At 75.4% G+C, this 17,128-nt stretch carries 17 protein-coding genes; 6 read left to right on the top strand and 11 right to left on the bottom strand.

Features of this window, described 5'->3' with window-relative positions; all coding sequences use genetic code 11:
- Positions 1-37: 37 nt before the first annotated feature.
- Together PGB27_RS10850 and PGB27_RS10845 are read right to left on the bottom strand one after the other, a co-directional pair.
- Positions 38-1,327 (bottom strand): FAD-dependent monooxygenase, encoded by a 1,290-nt coding sequence (locus PGB27_RS10850; RefSeq protein ID WP_274200379.1) that lies wholly within the window; start codon positions 1,325-1,327, stop codon positions 38-40.
- Positions 1,328-1,437: 110 nt separating this feature from the next.
- Positions 1,438-2,229, bottom strand: coding sequence for a phosphatase PAP2 family protein (locus tag PGB27_RS10845; protein WP_274200378.1), 792 nt, complete (start codon positions 2,227-2,229; stop codon positions 1,438-1,440).
- 75 nt (positions 2,230-2,304) lie between these two features.
- Between PGB27_RS10845 and PGB27_RS10840 the strand changes: the two genes are divergently transcribed.
- Positions 2,305-3,165, top strand: a complete 861-nt coding sequence (locus PGB27_RS10840; RefSeq protein WP_274200377.1) for a hypothetical protein — start codon at positions 2,305-2,307, stop codon at positions 3,163-3,165.
- A 60-nt stretch (positions 3,166-3,225) separates the two neighbouring features.
- Here the strand turns inward: PGB27_RS10840 and PGB27_RS10835 are convergent, their stop codons facing one another.
- Positions 3,226-3,399 (bottom strand): CsbD family protein, encoded by a 174-nt coding sequence (locus PGB27_RS10835; protein ID WP_274200376.1) that lies wholly within the window; start codon positions 3,397-3,399, stop codon positions 3,226-3,228.
- A gap of 69 nt (positions 3,400-3,468) precedes the next feature.
- On the bottom strand, positions 3,469-5,259 hold the full coding sequence (locus PGB27_RS10830) for an MFS transporter (protein WP_274200375.1): 1,791 nt from the start codon (positions 5,257-5,259) through the stop codon (positions 3,469-3,471).
- A gap of 58 nt (positions 5,260-5,317) precedes the next feature.
- On the opposite strand from PGB27_RS10830, the gene PGB27_RS10825 reads away from it, so the two are divergent.
- On the top strand, positions 5,318-5,728 hold the full coding sequence (locus PGB27_RS10825) for a VOC family protein (RefSeq protein ID WP_274200374.1): 411 nt from the start codon (positions 5,318-5,320) through the stop codon (positions 5,726-5,728).
- Between the two features lie 28 nt (positions 5,729-5,756).
- Here the strand turns inward: PGB27_RS10825 and PGB27_RS10820 are convergent, their stop codons facing one another.
- Together PGB27_RS10820 and PGB27_RS10815 are read right to left on the bottom strand one after the other, a co-directional pair.
- The gene (locus PGB27_RS10820; protein WP_274200373.1) at positions 5,757-6,662 is read right to left on the bottom strand and encodes an LLM class F420-dependent oxidoreductase; all 906 of its coding nucleotides are present in this window, start codon (positions 6,660-6,662) and stop codon (positions 5,757-5,759) included.
- 11 nt (positions 6,663-6,673) lie between these two features.
- On the bottom strand, positions 6,674-7,327 hold the full coding sequence (locus PGB27_RS10815; RefSeq protein WP_274200372.1) for a MerR family transcriptional regulator: 654 nt from the start codon (positions 7,325-7,327) through the stop codon (positions 6,674-6,676).
- Between the two features lie 71 nt (positions 7,328-7,398).
- Between PGB27_RS10815 and PGB27_RS10810 the strand changes: the two genes are divergently transcribed.
- Both PGB27_RS10810 and PGB27_RS10805 read left to right on the top strand, forming a co-directional pair.
- Positions 7,399-8,361 carry a hypothetical protein gene (locus PGB27_RS10810; RefSeq protein ID WP_274200371.1) on the top strand — a complete coding sequence of 321 codons (963 nt, stop codon included), beginning with the start codon at positions 7,399-7,401 and terminating at the stop codon, positions 8,359-8,361.
- On the top strand, positions 8,358-8,723 hold the full coding sequence (locus PGB27_RS10805; RefSeq protein ID WP_274200370.1) for a DUF2834 domain-containing protein: 366 nt from the start codon (positions 8,358-8,360) through the stop codon (positions 8,721-8,723). Before PGB27_RS10810 ends, PGB27_RS10805 begins: the two co-directional genes overlap by 4 nt.
- Here PGB27_RS10805 and PGB27_RS10800 read toward each other — a convergent pair.
- Genes PGB27_RS10800 through PGB27_RS10790 form a run of 3 tightly spaced genes read right to left on the bottom strand, consistent with a single transcriptional unit; the run spans position 8,698 to position 13,477 of the window.
- The gene (locus PGB27_RS10800) at positions 8,698-9,846 is read right to left on the bottom strand and encodes an acyl-CoA dehydrogenase family protein (protein WP_274200369.1); all 1,149 of its coding nucleotides are present in this window, start codon (positions 9,844-9,846) and stop codon (positions 8,698-8,700) included. The genes PGB27_RS10805 and PGB27_RS10800 overlap by 26 nt on opposite strands.
- Positions 9,843-11,882 carry an ATP-binding protein gene (locus tag PGB27_RS10795; RefSeq protein ID WP_274200368.1) on the bottom strand — a complete coding sequence of 680 codons (2,040 nt, stop codon included), beginning with the start codon at positions 11,880-11,882 and terminating at the stop codon, positions 9,843-9,845. The genes PGB27_RS10800 and PGB27_RS10795 overlap by 4 nt, the downstream gene beginning before the upstream one ends.
- Before the next feature lie 8 nt (positions 11,883-11,890).
- Positions 11,891-13,477 (bottom strand): acyl-CoA carboxylase subunit beta, encoded by a 1,587-nt coding sequence (locus tag PGB27_RS10790; RefSeq protein WP_408630042.1) that lies wholly within the window; start codon positions 13,475-13,477, stop codon positions 11,891-11,893.
- A gap of 96 nt (positions 13,478-13,573) precedes the next feature.
- On the opposite strand from PGB27_RS10790, the gene PGB27_RS10785 reads away from it, so the two are divergent.
- Both PGB27_RS10785 and PGB27_RS10780 read left to right on the top strand, forming a co-directional pair.
- Complete coding sequence (locus tag PGB27_RS10785; protein WP_274200367.1) at positions 13,574-14,143, top strand: SACE_7040 family transcriptional regulator; 570 nt, start codon at positions 13,574-13,576, stop codon at positions 14,141-14,143.
- A gap of 60 nt (positions 14,144-14,203) precedes the next feature.
- Positions 14,204-14,638 carry a YbjQ family protein gene (locus tag PGB27_RS10780; RefSeq protein ID WP_274200366.1) on the top strand — a complete coding sequence of 145 codons (435 nt, stop codon included), beginning with the start codon at positions 14,204-14,206 and terminating at the stop codon, positions 14,636-14,638.
- A gap of 1 nt (position 14,639) precedes the next feature.
- Here PGB27_RS10780 and PGB27_RS10775 read toward each other — a convergent pair whose 3' ends face one another.
- The gene (locus PGB27_RS10775) at positions 14,640-15,035 is read right to left on the bottom strand and encodes a hypothetical protein (protein WP_274200365.1); all 396 of its coding nucleotides are present in this window, start codon (positions 15,033-15,035) and stop codon (positions 14,640-14,642) included.
- Between the two features lie 69 nt (positions 15,036-15,104).
- Positions 15,105-17,120, bottom strand: a complete 2,016-nt coding sequence (locus PGB27_RS10770) for a dipeptidyl-peptidase 5 (protein ID WP_274200364.1) — start codon at positions 17,118-17,120, stop codon at positions 15,105-15,107.
- Positions 17,121-17,128 lie beyond the last annotated feature (8 nt).

Raw genomic sequence — 17,128 nt, 5'->3', positions numbered from 1 at the left:
CGGCCCCACCCGGCGGTGGGCCTCAGCCGCCATGGCCTCAGCCGGCGATGGGCCCCGCGGGGCCCCGCGGACCGGGGCCGGTCGGCGGGCCGAGGGTGTCCGGCTCCGTCGCCGGGCTCACGACGAGGCCCGGCCGGTGCCCGTCGCCGTCGGAGCCGGGCGGCCCGCCGCCGACCGGGCCGCCGCCGACCGGGCCGCCGGCGGCGTCGACGACGGCGGCGGTCGCGTCGATGCCCGCCGTGCGCCACAGCCGGTCGCGCATCCGGCGGACGAGGCCGTCGGCGTGGCAGAGGGTCGCGAAGTCGGCGGCGCGGCGGGCGACCGCGGCGCGGGGCGCGGCCCGGACGGCGGCGTACTCCTCCAGCGCGGGCACGATCCGCCCGTCGGCGTGGTCGAAGGCGCGCCCGAGCGTCGCGGCGTCGGCGATCTCCAGCGCCACCGACTGCGCCGTGTGCGGCAGCATCGGCTGCGCCGCCCCGCCGACGGCGGTGAGCCGGTGCCGGGCGCCGCGCTCGAGCGGGGCGTGGTGGCGGTGCACCCGCGACGGCCCGGTGACGACGGCGTCGCCCACGGCCTCGCGGACCTCCGGCGCCGCGCGTGCCAGCAGCCGGCGGACCACGGCGGCGACCCCGTCGCGGTGCATGTCCTCGAGGGCGTCGACCCGCACGGTCACCGAGACCTCGCCCCCCGAGCCCACCGCCGACTGCGTGACGTGCAGCGTCGGCGAGGACCACAGCCGCAGCACGTCGTCCGGCGGGGCGGGCCCCGACCCGCGGTGCACGAGGTACGGGCTGGACAGCACGTGCCCGCCGCCGAGGTGCGGCCGCACCGGGCTGCCCGGCCCGTCGGCCCCGACGACGGCCTCGGCGCGGTAGTGCGCGCCCGTGTCGTCGGTGACGAGGACGGCGTCGCCGAGGTCCTCGACGGACACCGCGCTGCGCCCGTAGGTCACCGTGACCATCTCGTCGGCCCGGCAGGCCGCCACCAGCAGCGCGCGCAGGGCGGCGTGAGGCGCCAGGAGGTACGGCCGCCCGAAGCGGGCACGCACCACCGGGCCGAGCTCGGTCACCCGCAGCACCGCGCCGGAGTCGGCGTCGGCGTGCACGAGGCGGCGCGGTTCCCAGGCCTGCACGGCGAGCCGGTCGGCGAGCCCGAGCGCCGCGAGCTCGCGGAGCGCCGCGGGCGTCAGGACCGCCAGGCCGCGGTCGACGTCCTCCGGGCGGTCGCGCTCGAGGACGTGGACGGGGAAGCCCTGGTGGGCGAGGAAGAGGGCCGTGGTCAGCCCGGCGAACCGGGAGCCCAGCACGAGCAGCGGTACGGCAACCACGGCTCACCTCGTTCACCCGCGCAGACGAGGCAAGCCTAGGCAGATCATCTCGGACGGAGCAATCGGGCGTCGGTACGTGTCCGCCCGTCCGTCCGACGCGTCCGCGGGCGTCACTCGGCAGGCTGAGACAACGTCGCCGACGTGTCTCGGCCGTCGCCGAGCCGGTCGCGGGCGTCGAGGACGCGGGCGAGGGTGACGCACGTCAGGGCCAGGGCGGAGCCGAGCAGCCAGCCGGCGAGGACGTCGGTGGTCCAGTGCACCCCCAGGTACACCCGGCTCGCGCCGATCACCAGCGCGCCGAGGACCGCCAGCGCGAGCGCGAGCCCACGCACGAGGCGCTCGTGCGGCGTCCCGACGGCCAGCGCGATCACCGCGGCGGCCGCGAGCCCCAGCCCGAGCGCCGACATCAGGGCGTGCCCGGACGGCAGCGACGCCGTCGTCTCCTCGGCGAGCCGGGACACCTCCGGCGGGCGCGGGCGCTCGACGGCGAGCTTCACCAGCCGGATCGTCAGGGCCCCGACGGCGACGCCGACCACCCAGATCACCGCGGTGCGGCGCATCCCCCGCGCGAAGAGCACGACGGCCGACACCACCGCGAGCCCCCCGGTGCCGACCGTGCCGCCGACCAGCGACACCACCTCGGCGGCCGTGGTCAGGCCGGACGTGCGGACGCCGAGGACCCACCCGAGCACCGGGCCGTCGGCGGCCGCGAGCGCCTCGTCCGTCGCGACCAGGGTGAACACCAGGCCCGCGGCCACGACGAGCACGGCGACGACGGCGAGGTCGCGCAGCGCGCCCGGGACGGCGGCCAGCGCGCCGCCCGCGAGGCGGTCGGCGAGCACCGCTCCACCGAGCAGCAGGCCGAGCACGATCAGCGACACGGCGGTGGCGTCGAGGGCCACGTGACCTCCTCCGGCGGACGCGACGCGCCGACGGCGACGCTGCCCGGCCCGATCATCCCAAGGCAGACTGGGTGCGTGCTCCTCCTGGGGCTGCTCGCCGCCCTGGCCGCGGCGGGCGCCAACGCCGGCGCCGCGCTGCTCGAGGCGAGCGCGGCCCGACGTGCCAGCCGCCCGGCGACCGTGGTGCTGCACCCCATGTACCTCGGCGGCCTGGCGCTCGACATCGGCGGCTGGGTGCTCACCGTCCTCGCGCTGCGGTTCATGCCGATCGTGGCGGTACAGGCGATCGTGACCGGCCAGGTCGCGATCACGGTCGTGGCCTCGCACTGGGTCTTCGACACCCCGCTGCGCCGGATCGACCTCGCCGCCGCCCTCGCGAACCTCGTCGGGCTGGCGCTGCTGGTGGCCAGCGCGAGCATCACCGACGACCGGGTGACGACGTCGACCGCGGGCGTCGTCGCGCTGGTGGCGACGTTCGGGGTGCTGCTGGTCGTGTCGGTGCCGGTGGCGATCCGCAGCCGGCGCGCGATGCTCCTGTCGTTCCTCGCCGGGCTCGCCTTCGGCGGGACGGCGGTGGCCGTGCGGATGGTCGACCTGCAGGGCCCGCTCGAGGAGATGGCGCGGACTGCGGTGACCGACCCGGTGGTCTGGACGCTGCTCGGGTTCGCCGCCCTGGGGCTCGCGCTGTACACGGTGGCGCTGGGGCGCGGGGCGGTCGGCCCGGTGGTGGCGGTGCTCGCCGTGACGGAGACCCTCGCGCCCGGCCTGCTCGGGCTCGTCGCGCTGGGCGACGCCGTGCGGCCGGGCGGGGTCCCGTGGTTCGTGCTGGGGCTGGTGCTCGCGCTCGGCGGGGTGGTCGTGCTGGCCCGCTCGCCGGCGCAGGCGTCGCTGTCGGGCGACGACGGCGTCGCGCCGCCGCCCCTCAAGAGGCTCTGAGCACTCCGAGCACTCCGAGCACTCCGAGCACTCCGGGGGACGGCGGCGGCGCCACTGGCGTCAGTCGCGGAAGGCGTCCTTGACCTTCTCGCCGGCGTTCTTGAGGCTGCCCGCGGTCTGGTCCTTCTTGCCCTCGGCCTCGAGGCTCTCGTTGCCGACGGCCTTGCCCACCGACTCCTTGACCTTGCCCTTGTACTCCTGGATCTTGTTGTCGGTCTTCTTCTCCGTCGACATGAGGCCTCCTCCCGGGCGCGCCGCTGCTGGGCGCCTCGCACGGAGTCAGATACCCGCGGTACCGGGTTCTCAACCCGCCGTGGAGCGCTCCGGGGCGCCCAGCACGACGTCCCGCACGACCTCGCCGGACGCCGGCACCGCGACCCACTCGACCTCGGGACGGTGGCCGTCGGCGCGCGCGACCAGCTGGAACGTGCCCGCGGCCCCGGGGTCGAGGCGGAAGGCACCCTCGTCGTCGGTGGTGGCGACCGCGGCCTCCCGGCCGTCGCCGACGAGCGTGACCGTGGCGCCCGGCAGCGCACCGCCCTCGCCGTCGGTGACCCGCCCGCGCAGGGCGGGAGCGCGGTCGCCCCCGGGGTGGCCGTCCGCGTCCCCGGAGCCGTGGCCGTCGCCGTCGACGTGCGGGACGTGCGCGACCGGTGCGGCCTCCTGCTGCTCGGCGTCCGCCCTGTCCCGCCGCCGCCCCAGCAGCAGGTCGACGATCCCCAGCAGAAGCGCGAGCACCACGAACGCGACCGCGCCGACGAGCCCGCGACTGATGGCCAGGGCCCAGTCCCCGCCCGTCGCCGAGAGCTGGCCGAAGAACACCGCGCCGACCGCGGAGATGCCGATCGCCGAGCCCACGCGCTGGCCCGTCTGCAGGACGCCGGCCGCGGTGCCGCCCTCGCGGGCCGGGACCTCCTCGAGCGCGAGCGTCTGGTTCGGCGCGATGACGAGGCCGCTGCCGACGCCGGCGAGCAGCAGCGGCCCGGCGATGGCCCAGCCGAGCTGCTGCGGGTCGAGGCGCAGGACGACGTCGACGGCGAGCAGCCCGACCGCGACCGCGACGAGCCCGCCGACGACCAGCGGCTTGCCCAGGCGCGACACCAGCCGCCCGCCGATGGCCGACGACACCGCCGAGCCGAGCGCGAACGGCGTCAGCGCGAGGCCGGCCTCGAGCGGGGTGTAGCCGCGCCCGTTCTGCAGGAAGAGCGTGACGACGAAGAAGATCGCGGTGAAGCCCGCGAAGTAGAGCAGGCCGAGCGAGGTGCCCAGGGCGTAGCTGCGGGTGCGCAGCAGCGCGAAGTTCACCAGCGGGTGGCCGTGCGTCCGGCGGGCCCGGCGCTCCCAGAGCACGAACACCACGAGCAGGACCGCGGCGACGCCCACGAGCCACCACGGCGCGCTCGCCGGGTCCCGCTCGGAGAGCACCAGCGGGACCATGAGCGAGACCACCGCCCCGCCGAGCAGCACCGCCCCGACCGTGTCGAGCGGCCGCTTCTCCTCCGCCGCCGCGGTGTCGCGCGGCAGCAGCCGCGCGCCGAGGACGAGGGCGGCGATGCCGATCGGCACGTTGACGTAGAAGACCCAGCGCCAGCCGTCGGTCTCGCCGCCCCACTCGAGCAGCAGCCCGCCGAGCAACGGGCCGATGGCCGTCGAGATGCCGATCGCGGCGCCGAACAGCCCGAACGCGCGGCCCCGCTCGCGGCCCTGGAAGAGCTGCTGGATGAAGCCGATGACCTGCGGGTTCAGCATCCCGCCCGCCGCGCCCTGCAGCAGCCGGAACACCACGAGCCAGGTCGCGTCCGGCGCCAGCCCGGCCGCGGCGCTGGTCAGCGTGAACAGCGCCAGCGAGATGAGGAACATCTTCTTGCGGCCGCGGTCGTCGCCGAGGCGCCCGGACGCGACGAGCACCAGTCCGAACGTCAGCGCGTAGCCCGAGACGACCCAGGAGAGCTCCGCCGCCGACGCGCCGATCCCCCGCTGCATGGACGGGAGGGCGACGTTGACGATGCTGACGTCGAGCAGCGTCATGAACCCGGCGATGAGGCAGACCGCGAGGGCACGCCAGCGCCGGGGGTCGGGCTCGGGAGAACTCACCCCTGCGAGTTTCCCGGTGCCCGACCGGCCAATCGTGACCCCCGACGGAGGGACGAGCGTGGAGATCCTGTCGAGCCGCATCCTCGTACGCCCGCGCGACTGGGAGGTCTCGCGGCGCTTCTACGCCGAGACGCTCGGTCTCGCGGTGGCACGGGAGTTCCCCGGCGGCGTGGTGTTCTTCCTCGGCACCGGCTACCTCGAGCTCTCCCGGGCCGGCGCGGTGACCACGGGCGACGGGGAGACGCAGCGCAGCGGAGCTCGACCCGAGGGAGACGCGCTGTGGCTGCAGGTGCGCTCGCTGCCGGACGCGGTGGCCGAGCTCGGCGAGCGCGGCGTCACGCCGATCCGCGAGCCCCGCCGCGAGCCGTGGGGCCTCGACGAGTGCTGGATCGCCGACCCCGACGGCCGCGCGATCGTGCTCGTCGAGGTGCCCCCGGGCCACCCGATCCGCACCGACCTCCGTGAGTAGTTGCCACGCCCATAGGCGTGGCAACTGCTCACAAGCCGAGGGCGCCCGCCAGCTCCCGCAGCGCCGGACGGGGGTCGGCGGCGACACCCCCGCCCGCCCCGCCTCCCAGCGCCTGGACCAGCACGTGGTCCGCGCCCGCGTCGAGGTGGGCGGTCACCGAGGCGGCGATGGTGTCCAGGTCGCCCATCCCGACCAGCGCCTTCTTGAGCCGGTCCGAGCCCCCGCGCGGCATGTCGGACTCCTCGAAGCCCTGGCGCAGCCAGGAGTTCCGGTAGTTCGGCAGCCCCGAGTAGATCTCGAGGTGGGTGTGGGCGCGGCGCATGGCGTCCTCCTCGTCGCCCCCGACGGCCACCGCCTGCTCCGAGACGACCCACTTGTCGGGCCCGAGCGCCTCGCGGGTGACGCGCGTCTGCTCCGGCGTGACGAGGTAGGGGTGCACGCCGTCGGTCTCGGCGCCGGCGAGCTCGATCATCTTCGGGCCGAGCGCCGCGACGAGGCGGGCGGGCCGCCCGGCACCGGGCTCGACCTGCTCGGGCACGGCGGCCATGCGCTGCAGGTAGTCGCGCATCGTGGCCAGCGGCTTCTGGTACGTGCCGCCCCGCCCGCGCTCGACGAGCGGCGCGTGGCTCACGCCGAGCCCCAGGACGAAGCGGCCGGGGTGCAGGGCGGTCAGGGTGCGCCCGCCGCTCTCCGCGGCGATCGGGTCGCGGGCGTGGATGTTGGCGATGCCGGTGCCGACGACGAGGCGCTCGGTGGCGGCGAGGAACGCGCCCGCCTGGGTCAGCGTCTCCTTGCCGTAGGCCTCGCCGTAGAACAGCGAGCCGTAGCCCATCGCCTCGATGTCGCGGGCGACCTGCTGCGCGTCCCGGATCGACCACGTGTCGCTGGTCCACCAGACGCCGATGCGGGACGGGAAGTCGATCCGGGCAGCCATGATCTGCGACGCTAGACCGCCCCGGCGTCCGGCGCCGCCCCGGCTCCGTACCGCCGCGCGGACGCCGACTGCTCGGCCATCCCCCGCAGGGCCGTGATGAGGGCGCCGCCGAGCACGATGCCCGTGACCACGCGCTCGACCGACCGCTCGCGCTCGTCCCGGTCGACGACGGCCTCGACCTCGTGCCCGGCCACGCCCTCCATGGCCTCGGCGTAGACGTCGAGCAGGCCGGCGACCCGCTCGCCCCCGAGGCGGTCGAGCGCGGCGAGCACGTCGACGGCGGCCCGCCACCCCGGGTTCTTCTCCGAGGTGATCCAGCCCCGGCGCTCGACCATCTCGGCGACGGCCTTCCCGGCCCGCTCGGTGGCGTCGTCGTCGACGGGCTCGGTCCGGGCCATCACCGCGGCCTGGGCGCGCCCGAGCGCGTCGTACAGCGACACCTGGTCGTCGTCGACGGCGGCCAGCACGTCGCGCGCGCCGGCGATCGAGAGGCCCCCGACGTCGACGAGCGCGCGGATCAGGCGCAGCCGGCGGACGTGGGCCTCGTCGTAGTGCGCCTGGTTCGGGCTGGTCAGCTCGCCGGGCGCCAGGAGGCCCTCCCGCAGGTAGTACTTGATCGACGCGACGCTCACGTCGGTCCGGCGGCTCAGCTCCCCGATCCGCATCGCTCTCCCCTCTGGACGACCAACTCGGATAGCTCTACTCTCCATACATGGACAGCGTCACTATCCGATCGATGGTCCGGCAGTCCCGGGCCCTCGCCGTGTTCGGCGTGGCCATGGCCGCGCTCGCGGTCGTGTGCCTGGCGGGGCTCGTGCTCGACCCCCGCCTGCTGGGCGGCCAGCCGATCTGGGCCAAGCCGCTCAAGTTCTCCGTCAGTTTCGTCCTCTACGCCGCCACCCTCGTGTGGATGGTCTCGCTGGTCAGCACGCCCCGCACCCGGCGGTGGGCCCGCCGCGGCGGCGTCGTCGTCGCGACGGCGGGCACGATCGAGATGGTCGCCATCGTCGGCCAGGTGCTGCGCGGCCGTGCCAGCCACTTCAACGTCGCGACGCCGCTGGACACCGCGGTGTGGTCGGTCATGGGCACCACGATCGTCGTGCTCTGGGTGGCGACGGCCGGGATCGGCGTCCTGCTGCTGCGCGAGCGGACCCTGGCGCCCGACACCGCGTGGGCCGTGCGCCTCGGTCTCGCCGTGACGCTGCTGGGGATGGCCGTCGCCTTCCTCATGACCAGCCCGACGGGGGCGCAGATCGCGGCGGCGCAGGAGACCGGCCGGTTGACGACGGCCGGCGCCCACGCGATCGGGGTGCCCGACGGCGGGCCGGGCCTGCCGCTGGTCGGCTGGAGCACCACCGGCGGCGACCTGCGCATCGCCCACTTCGTCGGACTGCACGCGCTGCAGGGCCTGCCGCTGCTCGCCCTGGCCCTGCTCGTCCTCGCCGCCCGCCGCCCCGTGCTGCGCGACGTCGCCGTGCGCGCCCGGCTCGTCGGCGTCGCCGGGGCCGCCTGGGCCGCCCTGACCGCGCTGCTGGCCTGGCAGGCGCTGCGCGGTCAGTCGATCATCGCCCCCGACGCGACCACCCTCGTCGCCGGCGCAGCCCTCGCGGCCGCGACGGGCGTGGCCACCCTGCTCGTCCTGCGCGGCGGCACCCGCCCCCGCGTCACGCCCGACCGGATCCTGGAGCCCCAGTCATGACCACGCTCGCGTCCCGCCGCACGGGCAGCCCCGTCCTCGTCGCCGTCTACGCCGTCCTCTCGGTGGTCGGCCTGGTCGGGACCTGGTACTTCAACCTGGCGTTCGTCGCCGCCGGTGGCACCGACTACCTCGGCGGCTGGTTCGCCAACCCGGCGAGCAGCTCGGCCGCCGTCGACATCATCGTCATGGCCGTCGCGGCCTGCGTGGTGATGGTCGTCGAGGGCCGTCGCCTCGGCTTCCGGCCCCTGGTCGTCGGGCTCCTCGTCGTCCTGAGCTTCGTGGTCGCCGTGGCGTTCACGTTCCCGCTGTTCCTGGCCCTGCGGGAACGTGCACTGCTCAGAGCCCCAGGTGCCGGGCGATGAGGATCTTCTGGACCTCGCTGGTGCCCTCGCCGATCTCCAGGATCTTCGAGTCGCGGTAGTGGCGGGCCACCGGGTACTCGTTCATGAAGCCGTAGCCGCCGAAGATCTGGGTGGCGTCGCGGGCGTTGTCCATCGCGGCGTTGGAGCCCACGAGCTTCGCGACCGCCGCCTCCTTCTTGAACGGCAGCCCGGCCGCCATCTTCGCGGCCGCGTCGTGCCACGCCAGGCGGGCGCAGACGGTGCGCGCCTCCATCTCGGCGATCTTGAACTGGATGCCCTGGTAGGTCCCGATCGCGGCGCCGAACGCCTCGCGCTCGCGGGCGTAGCGCACCGACTCGTCGACGCAGCCCTGCGCGGCGCCGGTGGAGAGCGCGGCGATCGCGACCCGGCCCTCGTCGAGGATCGAGAGGAACTGGGCGTAGCCGCGGCCCCGCTGCCCGACGAGGTTCTCCTCGGGCACCCGGCAGTCGTCGAAGGCGAGCTCGTGGGTGTCGGAGGCGTTCCAGCCGACCTTCGAGTAGCTCGGGGCGACCGTGAAGCCGACGGTCCCGGACGGGACGAGGATCGCCGAGATCTCCTTCTTCCCGTCCTCCCCGCGGTCGGTCACGGCCGTGACGGTGACCAGCGAGGTGATGTCGGTGCCGGAGTTGGTGATGAACGACTTCGACCCGTTGATCACCCAGCCGTCGCCGTCGAGCTTCGCGGTGGTCCGCGTGGCGCCCGCGTCGGACCCGCCGCCGGCCTCGGTGAGGCCGAACGCGCCGAGCCGGCGGCCGGTGGCGAGGTCGGGCAGGTAGCGCTGCTTCTGCTCGTCGGACCCGAACCGCAGCAGCGGCATGATGCCGAGCGAGACGCCCGCCTCGAGGGTGATCGCGACCGACTGGTCGACCCGCCCGAGCTCCTCGAGGGCGACGCACAGCGCGACGTAGTCGCCGCCCATGCCGTCGTACTCCTCGGGCACCGGCAGGCCGAACAGGCCCATCTCGCCCATCGACGCGACCAGGTCGTACGGGAACCTCTCCTGGATGTAGAGGTCGCCGATGACCGGCGCGACCTCCTTCTGCGCGAAGTCCTCGACGGTGGCGCGGAGGGCCTCGTGCTCGTCGGACAGCTGCATGATCATTCTCCCGGGTCGGGCACGACGGTGACGAGGGGTGCGTCGAGGGCGACGGCGGCGCCGGCCTTCGCGGCCAGGTCCTTGACGACGCCGTCGGTCGGCGCCGACACGACGTGCTCCATCTTCATGGCCTCGACGACGACGAGTCGCTGGCCGGCGGTGACGTGGTCGCCCTCGGCGACCTCGACGGCGGTGACCGTGCCGGGCATCGGCGCGGTGAGGGGCCCGTCCGCGCCGCCGGTGGCGGTGCGGGCGGCGCGCAGGCGCTCCTGCTCGCGCAGCGCCCAGACGCCGCCCTCGCGGCCGAGCCAGCGGACCCCGTCGGCGCCCGCGGACATCGCGGTGCGGAAGCGGCGCGTGGTGCCGTCGAGGACGAGGACCAGCTCGGCGCCGTCGCGGCGGGCGGCGACCGGGCGTGGGGTGCCCTCGGTTCCGACGGTGACCGTGGCGCCGGTGGGCGGCCCCGCGACGGCGACGTCGACGGGGTCGCCGCTCGCCCCGGCGGCCGGGACGAGGCGCCAGCGCGCCGGCGCGGGGTCGGCGCCGAGGCGCCAGCCGCCGATGCGGTCGAACGGGGCGTCCCCGCCTGATCGATCCGCGAGGTCGAGCAGCCCGGCCAGCGCCGCGGCGGCGAGGACGTCGTCGGGGAGGTCCTCCGCCGGCGTCGGCAGCCGGCCGATCAGCCCCGTGTCGAGCCGCCCGGCGCGCACGTCGTCGTCGGCGAGGAGCGTGCGCAGCCAGGCGAGGTTGGTGCGCACGCCGAGCACGGTGGTGGCGGCGAGCGCGGCGTCGAGGCGGTCGAGCGCCGCGGCGCGCGTCGGGCCGCTGGTGATGATCTTGGCGAGCATCGGGTCGTAGCGGGACCCGACCTCGGTGCCGACCGCGACGCCCGCGTCGACCCGCGCGCCCCCGTCGATGGTCGAGCTCCGCTGCGCTGCGTCTCCGCCGGGCCACACCAGGTCGAGGACCGTCCCGCCGGTGGGCAGGAAGCCGCGGGCCGGGTCCTCGGCGTAGAGCCGCACCTCGACGGCGTGGCCCTCGATGCGGATGTCGCCCTGGTCGTAGTCCAGCGGCTCGCCGGCGGCGATGCGCAGCTGCTCGGCGACGAGGTCGAGGCGCCGCCCCCGGATGCGCACGACCTCCTCGGTGACCGGGTGCTCGACCTGCAGCCGGGTGTTCATCTCGAGGAAGAAGAACTCGCTCGCGTCGGCGTTCGTGACGAACTCGACCGTGCCCGCGCCGACGTAGCCGCAGGCCTTGGCGGCCTCGACCGCGGCCTCGCCCATCGCGTGGCGCTGCCGCCCGTCGAGCACCGCCGAGGGCGCCTCCTCGACGACCTTCTGGTGCCGGCGCTGCAGCGAGCACTCCCGCTCGCCGAGGTGCACGACGGTGCCGTGGGCGTCGGCGAGCACCTGGATCTCGACGTGGCGGGGGTCGGTGACGTAGCGCTCGACGAGCAGCGTGTCGTCGCCGAAGCTGCCGCGGGCCTCGCGCCGGGCCGCGGCGATCGCGTCCTCGAGGTCGGCGTCGCGGGTGACCACGTGCATGCCCTTGCCGCCCCCGCCCGCGCTGGGCTTGAGCAGCACCGGGAAGCCGATCTCCCGCGCGGCGGCCGCGACCTGGGCGTCGTCCAGCCCCGAGCCGTCGGATCCGGGCACCAGCGGCACCCCGGCCGGCCCGACCGTCGCCTTGGCGCGGATCTTGTCGCCCATCGCCTCGATGGCCGCGGGCGGCGGGCCGATCCAGGTCAGGCCGGCGTCGGCGACCCGGCGGGCGAAGGCCGCGTTCTCGGCGAGGAAGCCGTAGCCGGGGTGCACGGCCTGCGCGCCGGCCGCGCGGCCGGCCTCGACGATCGCGGCGCCGTCGAGGTAGTCGGGCACGCGCACGGCGACGTCGGCGGCCGCGACGTGCGGGGCGCCCGCGTCGGGGTCGGTGTACACCGCGACGGCGCGCAGGCCCCGCGCGTGCAGTGTGCGGGTGATGCGCACGGCGATCTCGCCGCGGTTGGCGATCAGCACACTCGAGAACACCGGAGCAGTCATCGCAGGGCTCACATCCGGAAGACGCCGAAGCGCGGCGGGTCGAGGGGGGCGTTGGCGCAGGCCGAGAGCGCGAGGCCGAGCACGGTGCGGGTGTCGGCCGGGTCGATGACGCCGTCGTCCCACAGGCGCGCGGTGGAGTAGTACGGGTGGCCCTGGCGCTCGTACTGCTCTCTGATGCGCTCCCCCTGGCCGCCCTCGGCGTCCGACGAGCCCACGGAACCGAGCACCGTCGCGGCCTGCTCGGCGCCCATGACGCTGATCCGCGCGTTGGGCCACATCCACAGGAAGCGCGGCGAGTAGGCCCGCCCGCTCATCGCGTAGTTGCCGGCGCCGTAGGAGCCGCCGATGACGACGGTCAGCTTGGGCACGCGGGTGGTGGCGACGGCGGTGACCATCTTGGCGCCGTCCTTGGCGATGCCGCCCGCCTCGTACTCGCGGCCGACCATGAAGCCGGTGATGTTCTGCAGGAAGACCAGCGGGATGCCGCGCTGGTCGCAGAGCTCGACGAAGTGCGCGCCCTTGAGCGCCGACTCGCGGAAGAGCACGCCGTTGTTGGCGACGATGCCGACCGGGTGCCCGTGCAGGCGCGCGAACCCGGTGACGAGCGTGGTGCCGTAGTCGGGCTTGAACGGGGTGAATCGCCCAGAGGATCCGACACCGCCATCGACCAGGCGCGTGATCACCTCGTGCACGTCGTAGGCGGTGCGCCCGTCGACGGGGACGACGTCGTAGAGCTCGGCCGGGTCGTGCTCCGGCTCGACGGTGGGGCGGCGCTCCCACGGCGGCGGGACGCGCGGGCCCAGCGTGTCGACGATGTCGCGCACCATCGACAGCGCGTGGGCGTCGTCGTCGGCGAGGTGGTCGACGACGCCGGAGGTGCGCGCGTGCAGGACGCCGCCGCCGAGCTCCTCGGCGGTGACCTCCTCGCCCGTCGCCGCCTTCACCAGTGGCGGGCCGCCGAGGAAGATCGTGCCCTGGTCGCGGACGATGATCGCCTCGTCGCTCATCGCCGGCACGTACGCGCCGCCCGCGGTGCAGCTGCCCATCACCGCGGCGATCTGCGGGATGCCGAGCCCGGACATCGTCGCCTGGTTGTAGAAGATGCGGCCGAAGTGCTCCCGGTCGGGGAAGACCTGGTCCTGCTCGGGGAGGAACGCGCCGCCGGAGTCGACGAGGTAGACGCACGGCAGGCGGTTGTGCAGCGCCACCTCCTGCGCGCGCAGGTGCTTCTTCACCGTCATCGGGTAGTAGGTGCCGCCCTTGACGGTGGCGTCGTTGGCGACGACGACGCACTCGCGCCCGGCGATGCGCCCGATGCCGGTGATGATCCCGGCGCCCGGGGCGGCGTCGCCGTACATCCCGGTGGCGGCCAGCGGGGAGAGCTCGAGGAACGGGCTCGACGGGTCGAGCAGGGCGTCGACCCGGTCGCGCGGCAGCATCTTGCCGCGCTCGACGTGGCGCGCCCGCGAGCGCTCCGGCCCCCCGAGCCGCGCGAGGGCGAGCCGCTCGCGCAGGTCGGCGACGAGCGCGCGGTGGCCCTCTGGTGGGCGGACCTCGGCGATGTCGCTCACGTGGTCGGTGCTCGGCGCGGCCACGCTCGACCTCCTCGTCGTCGTGCCAGGGTGGTGTTAGTGAGCGTTCACGTTAGCGACCGTTCACACGCCCTGGCAAGGGGCGTTAGGGTGCCGAGGGTGCCCGTCACCACGTCCCGCCGCGAGCAGATCCTCACCGAGGCCGCCCGGCTCTTCGCGCGCCACGGCTTCCACGGCGTGTCCATCGACGGGATCGGTGCGGCCGTCGGGGTCAGCGGGCCGGCGCTGTACCGGCACTTCCCGTCGAAGGAGGGCCTGCTCGCCGAGATGCTCGTCGGCATCAGCGAGCACCTCCTCGCGGGTGGGCAGGAGCTCGCGGCCGAGCACGCCGACCCGGTGGCCCTGCTCGACGCGCTCGTCGCCTTCCACACCGACTTCGCGCTGCGCCAGCCGGAGCTGATCACCGTCCAGGACCGCGACCTCGCGAACCTCCCCGACCCCTCGCGCCGCCGGGTGCGCGGCCTGCAGCGGGCCTACGTGGAGATCTGGGTGGACGCCCTGCGGCGCGCCGACCTCGCGGCGGGCGAGGAGGCCGCGCGCGTCGCCGCGCACGGCGCGTTCGGGCTGATGAACTCGACGCCGCGCAGCGCCGGCCACACCCGCGGTGACGTCGCCGCGCCGGTGCTCGTCGCCATGACCCGGGCGGCGCTGCGGGCGTCACCCGTCTGAGCTCCGGCGCCGCCTGGACCACGCCAGGTCCACCGGGCGCGGGCCGCTACAGTCCGCGCCGTGCAGCCGCAGCAGCAGGGCCAGCAGCCGGGGCAGGTCCAGGGCCAGGTCCAGGGCCAGTTCCAGGGCCAGTTCCAGGGCCAGTTCCAGGGCCAGCGGTACCCGATCCTGCTCTCGACGATGAACGACCTGCCCGGCTACGAGGTCGTGCGCGTGTTCGGCGAGGTCTTCGGGCTGACGGTCCGCAGCCGGAACATGTTCTCGACCATGGGCGCAGGCTTCAAGGCGATGGCCGGCGGCGAGCTCAAGGGCCTGTCGAAGCTGCTCTCCGACTCCCGCCACGAGGCGCTCGGCCGGCTCTCGGAGGAGGCGATGGCGCACGGCGCCAACGCGGTGCTCGCGCTGCGCTTCGACTGCAACGAGATCGCGAACACCGCGAGCGAGATCGCCGCGTACGGCACCGCGGTCTACGTGGTGCCGCACACCCAGCGGTGAGTCAGCGGCGCTGCTGCTCCTGCTCGGCGGCGAGCAGGCGGTTGCGCCGCAGCGTGGCCTCCTCGAGGCGGGCGCGGACGGCCTGCTGGCGGGAGAGCAGCTCGCGCACGTAGTCGGTGCGCTCGGCCTCGGTGGCCTCGTGGATCTGCGCCGAGAGCTTGGCGTCGAAGCGCTCGAACTCGGCGACCTGGTGGTCGGCCGCGCGCCGCCGGCGCACCGCCTCCTCGTACGGCGTGCGCATCGGCGTCGGGCCGTAGGGCGCGGTGCCGTGACCCGGCGCCCCGGACGGTGGGGCGTACTCCCGTGGCGCGCCCACCCCCGAGTACGCGGGCGGCGCGGTCTCGGCCGCTCGGTCGTCCTGTCCTCGCCCGAAGAGCCGGGCCAGTCGTGAAGCCACCGCGATCCCTCCTCACGCGCTGTGACGCGTTCCAGAGTGCACCCGGCCGACCCCGGACGGAAGCAGGCATCAGGCGCATCCGCCGGACGGACTCCTCGCCTGCCCGGATCCGCCGACCGCGACCTCCACCGGCGCGATGTCCTCGCCGGGCGGCAGCGCGAAACCGAACATCCGCGCGTAGAACGCCAGCTCCGCGTCGAGCGCCCGGCGGACGTTCTCGGCCCGGCGGAAGCCGTGCTGCTCGCCGGGGAACAGCAGGTAGGCCACCGGCACACCCCGACGGCGCAGGGCGTCGACGATCATCTCCGACTGGTTCGGCGGGACGATCGTGTCCTCGTCGCCCTGGAGCACGATCAGCGGCGTGGCGAGCCGGTCGACGTGCGTGATCGGCGAGCGCTCGACGTAGACGTCGCGCGCCTGCGGGTACGGCCCGACGAGGCCGTCGAGGTAGCGCGACTCGAACTTGTGCGTCTCCTGCGCGAGGGCCTCGAGGTCGGCCACCCCGAAGTGGTCGGCGCCCGCGGAGAACGGGGTGTCCTCCCGCGCCAGCGCCGCCAGCGTCGTGAAGCCGCCCGCGGAGCCCCCGCGGATGGCCAGGCGGGCGGGGTCGACCCGCCCCGCGTCGGCGAGCGCGCGGGCCGCGGCGAGGCAGTCGGCGACGTCGACGATCCCCCAGGCGCCCTTGAGCTGCTCGCGGTAGGCGCGGCCGTAGCCGGTGGAGCCGCCGTGGTCGACGTCGACGACCCCGAACCCGCGGCTGGTCCAGTACTGCAGGCCGAGGCTCAGCACCGGCGTCGCCGACCCGGTCGGACCACCGTGGATGACGACGAGCAGCGGCGGGCGCTCGCCCGCCGGGCCCTCGCCGGCCTCCCGGGTCGAGCTCCGCTGCGCTCCGACTCCCGCCGGCGGGTAGTACAGCGCGTGCGCCTCCCGCGGCGCGCCGGCCGGGTCGGTCGATCCGAACGTCAGCGGCTCCGGCACCGAGATCGTCGCGGGGTCGAGGCCGAGGTCGCGGGGCGGGCGCAGGGTGGTGACGGTCCCGTCGAGGGTGACGCGGTGGACCCCGGGCTCGGCCGTCGGCGAGCCGGCGATGCAGACCACGGCGTCCGGGCCGTCCGCGCGCACCGACCGGATGGCCGTGAACGGGGTGTCGAGCTCGGTCACCGTCCCGTCGGCGTCCCGGACGGCCAGCGCGTCGAACCCCTGCGATGAGCGTGCGACCACCACCCGGTCCCCGACCGTCGCGTGCCGCGCGCCGGCCAGCTGCCAGGCCGGCAGCCCGATCTCGGCGTCCATGACGACCAGCGGGGTCACCGCGCTGCCGTCCCAGCGGTAGAGGTTCCACCAGCCGGTGCGGTCCGAGAGGAAGTGCAACGACCCTCCTGCCTGCCAGACGGGCTCGCCCACCGACTCGCCGGGCCCGCCCGCGACCACGGTGTCGGCGCCGGTCGCCAGGTCGCGCACGGTGAGCACCGTGTCGTCCCACGGCATCGACGGGTGGTCCCAGGACACCCAGGCGAGGCGGGTCGCGTCCGGCGACAGCCGGGGCGCGGCGACGAAGTCCGGGCCCGTGACGAGCAACTCCGGCACGCTCGGCGCCCGGGCGTCGAGGCGGACGACCTCGTTGACCACCTCCGTCGCCGGGGCGCCCTCGCGCGGGTGGTGCTCGCGCACGCACACCAGCCACGTGCCGTCGGGGGCGACGTCGCCGTCGGCGTAGCGGTCGCCGCGCGGGGCCTCGGGCTCGGGGGTGAGGACGACGGGCTCGCCGGCGGGGTCGAGGCGGCGCAGGCGCTGGTCGGCCCAGTCGACGTACCAGACGACACCCTCGTGCACCCACCACGCGCCGCCGCCGTACTCGTGGACCGCCGTGCGGGCGTTGGCGCCCTCGCCGAGCAGCTCCGTCATCCTCCCGTCGGCGGAGCGGTGGACGAGCTGGGTGCGCCCGCCCTCGGCCGCCCGTCCCTCGCCCCACACGACGCCCCCGCGCCCGTCGGGGCGCACGTCGTCGAGGCGCACCGCGGCGGCCACGACGAGCTCCGAGGTGATCGGGGTGGGCCAGGAGCCGTAGGGGTGCGCGCTCACGCCCGTCA

It is taken from the genome of Actinomycetospora lemnae (genome assembly GCF_028737315.1).
In the GTDB taxonomy this organism is placed as follows: Bacteria; Actinomycetota; Actinomycetes; order Mycobacteriales; family Pseudonocardiaceae; genus Actinomycetospora; species Actinomycetospora lemnae.
The sequence above is the reverse complement of the archived record's forward strand: the minus strand, read 5'-3'. Positions and strand labels throughout refer to the sequence as shown.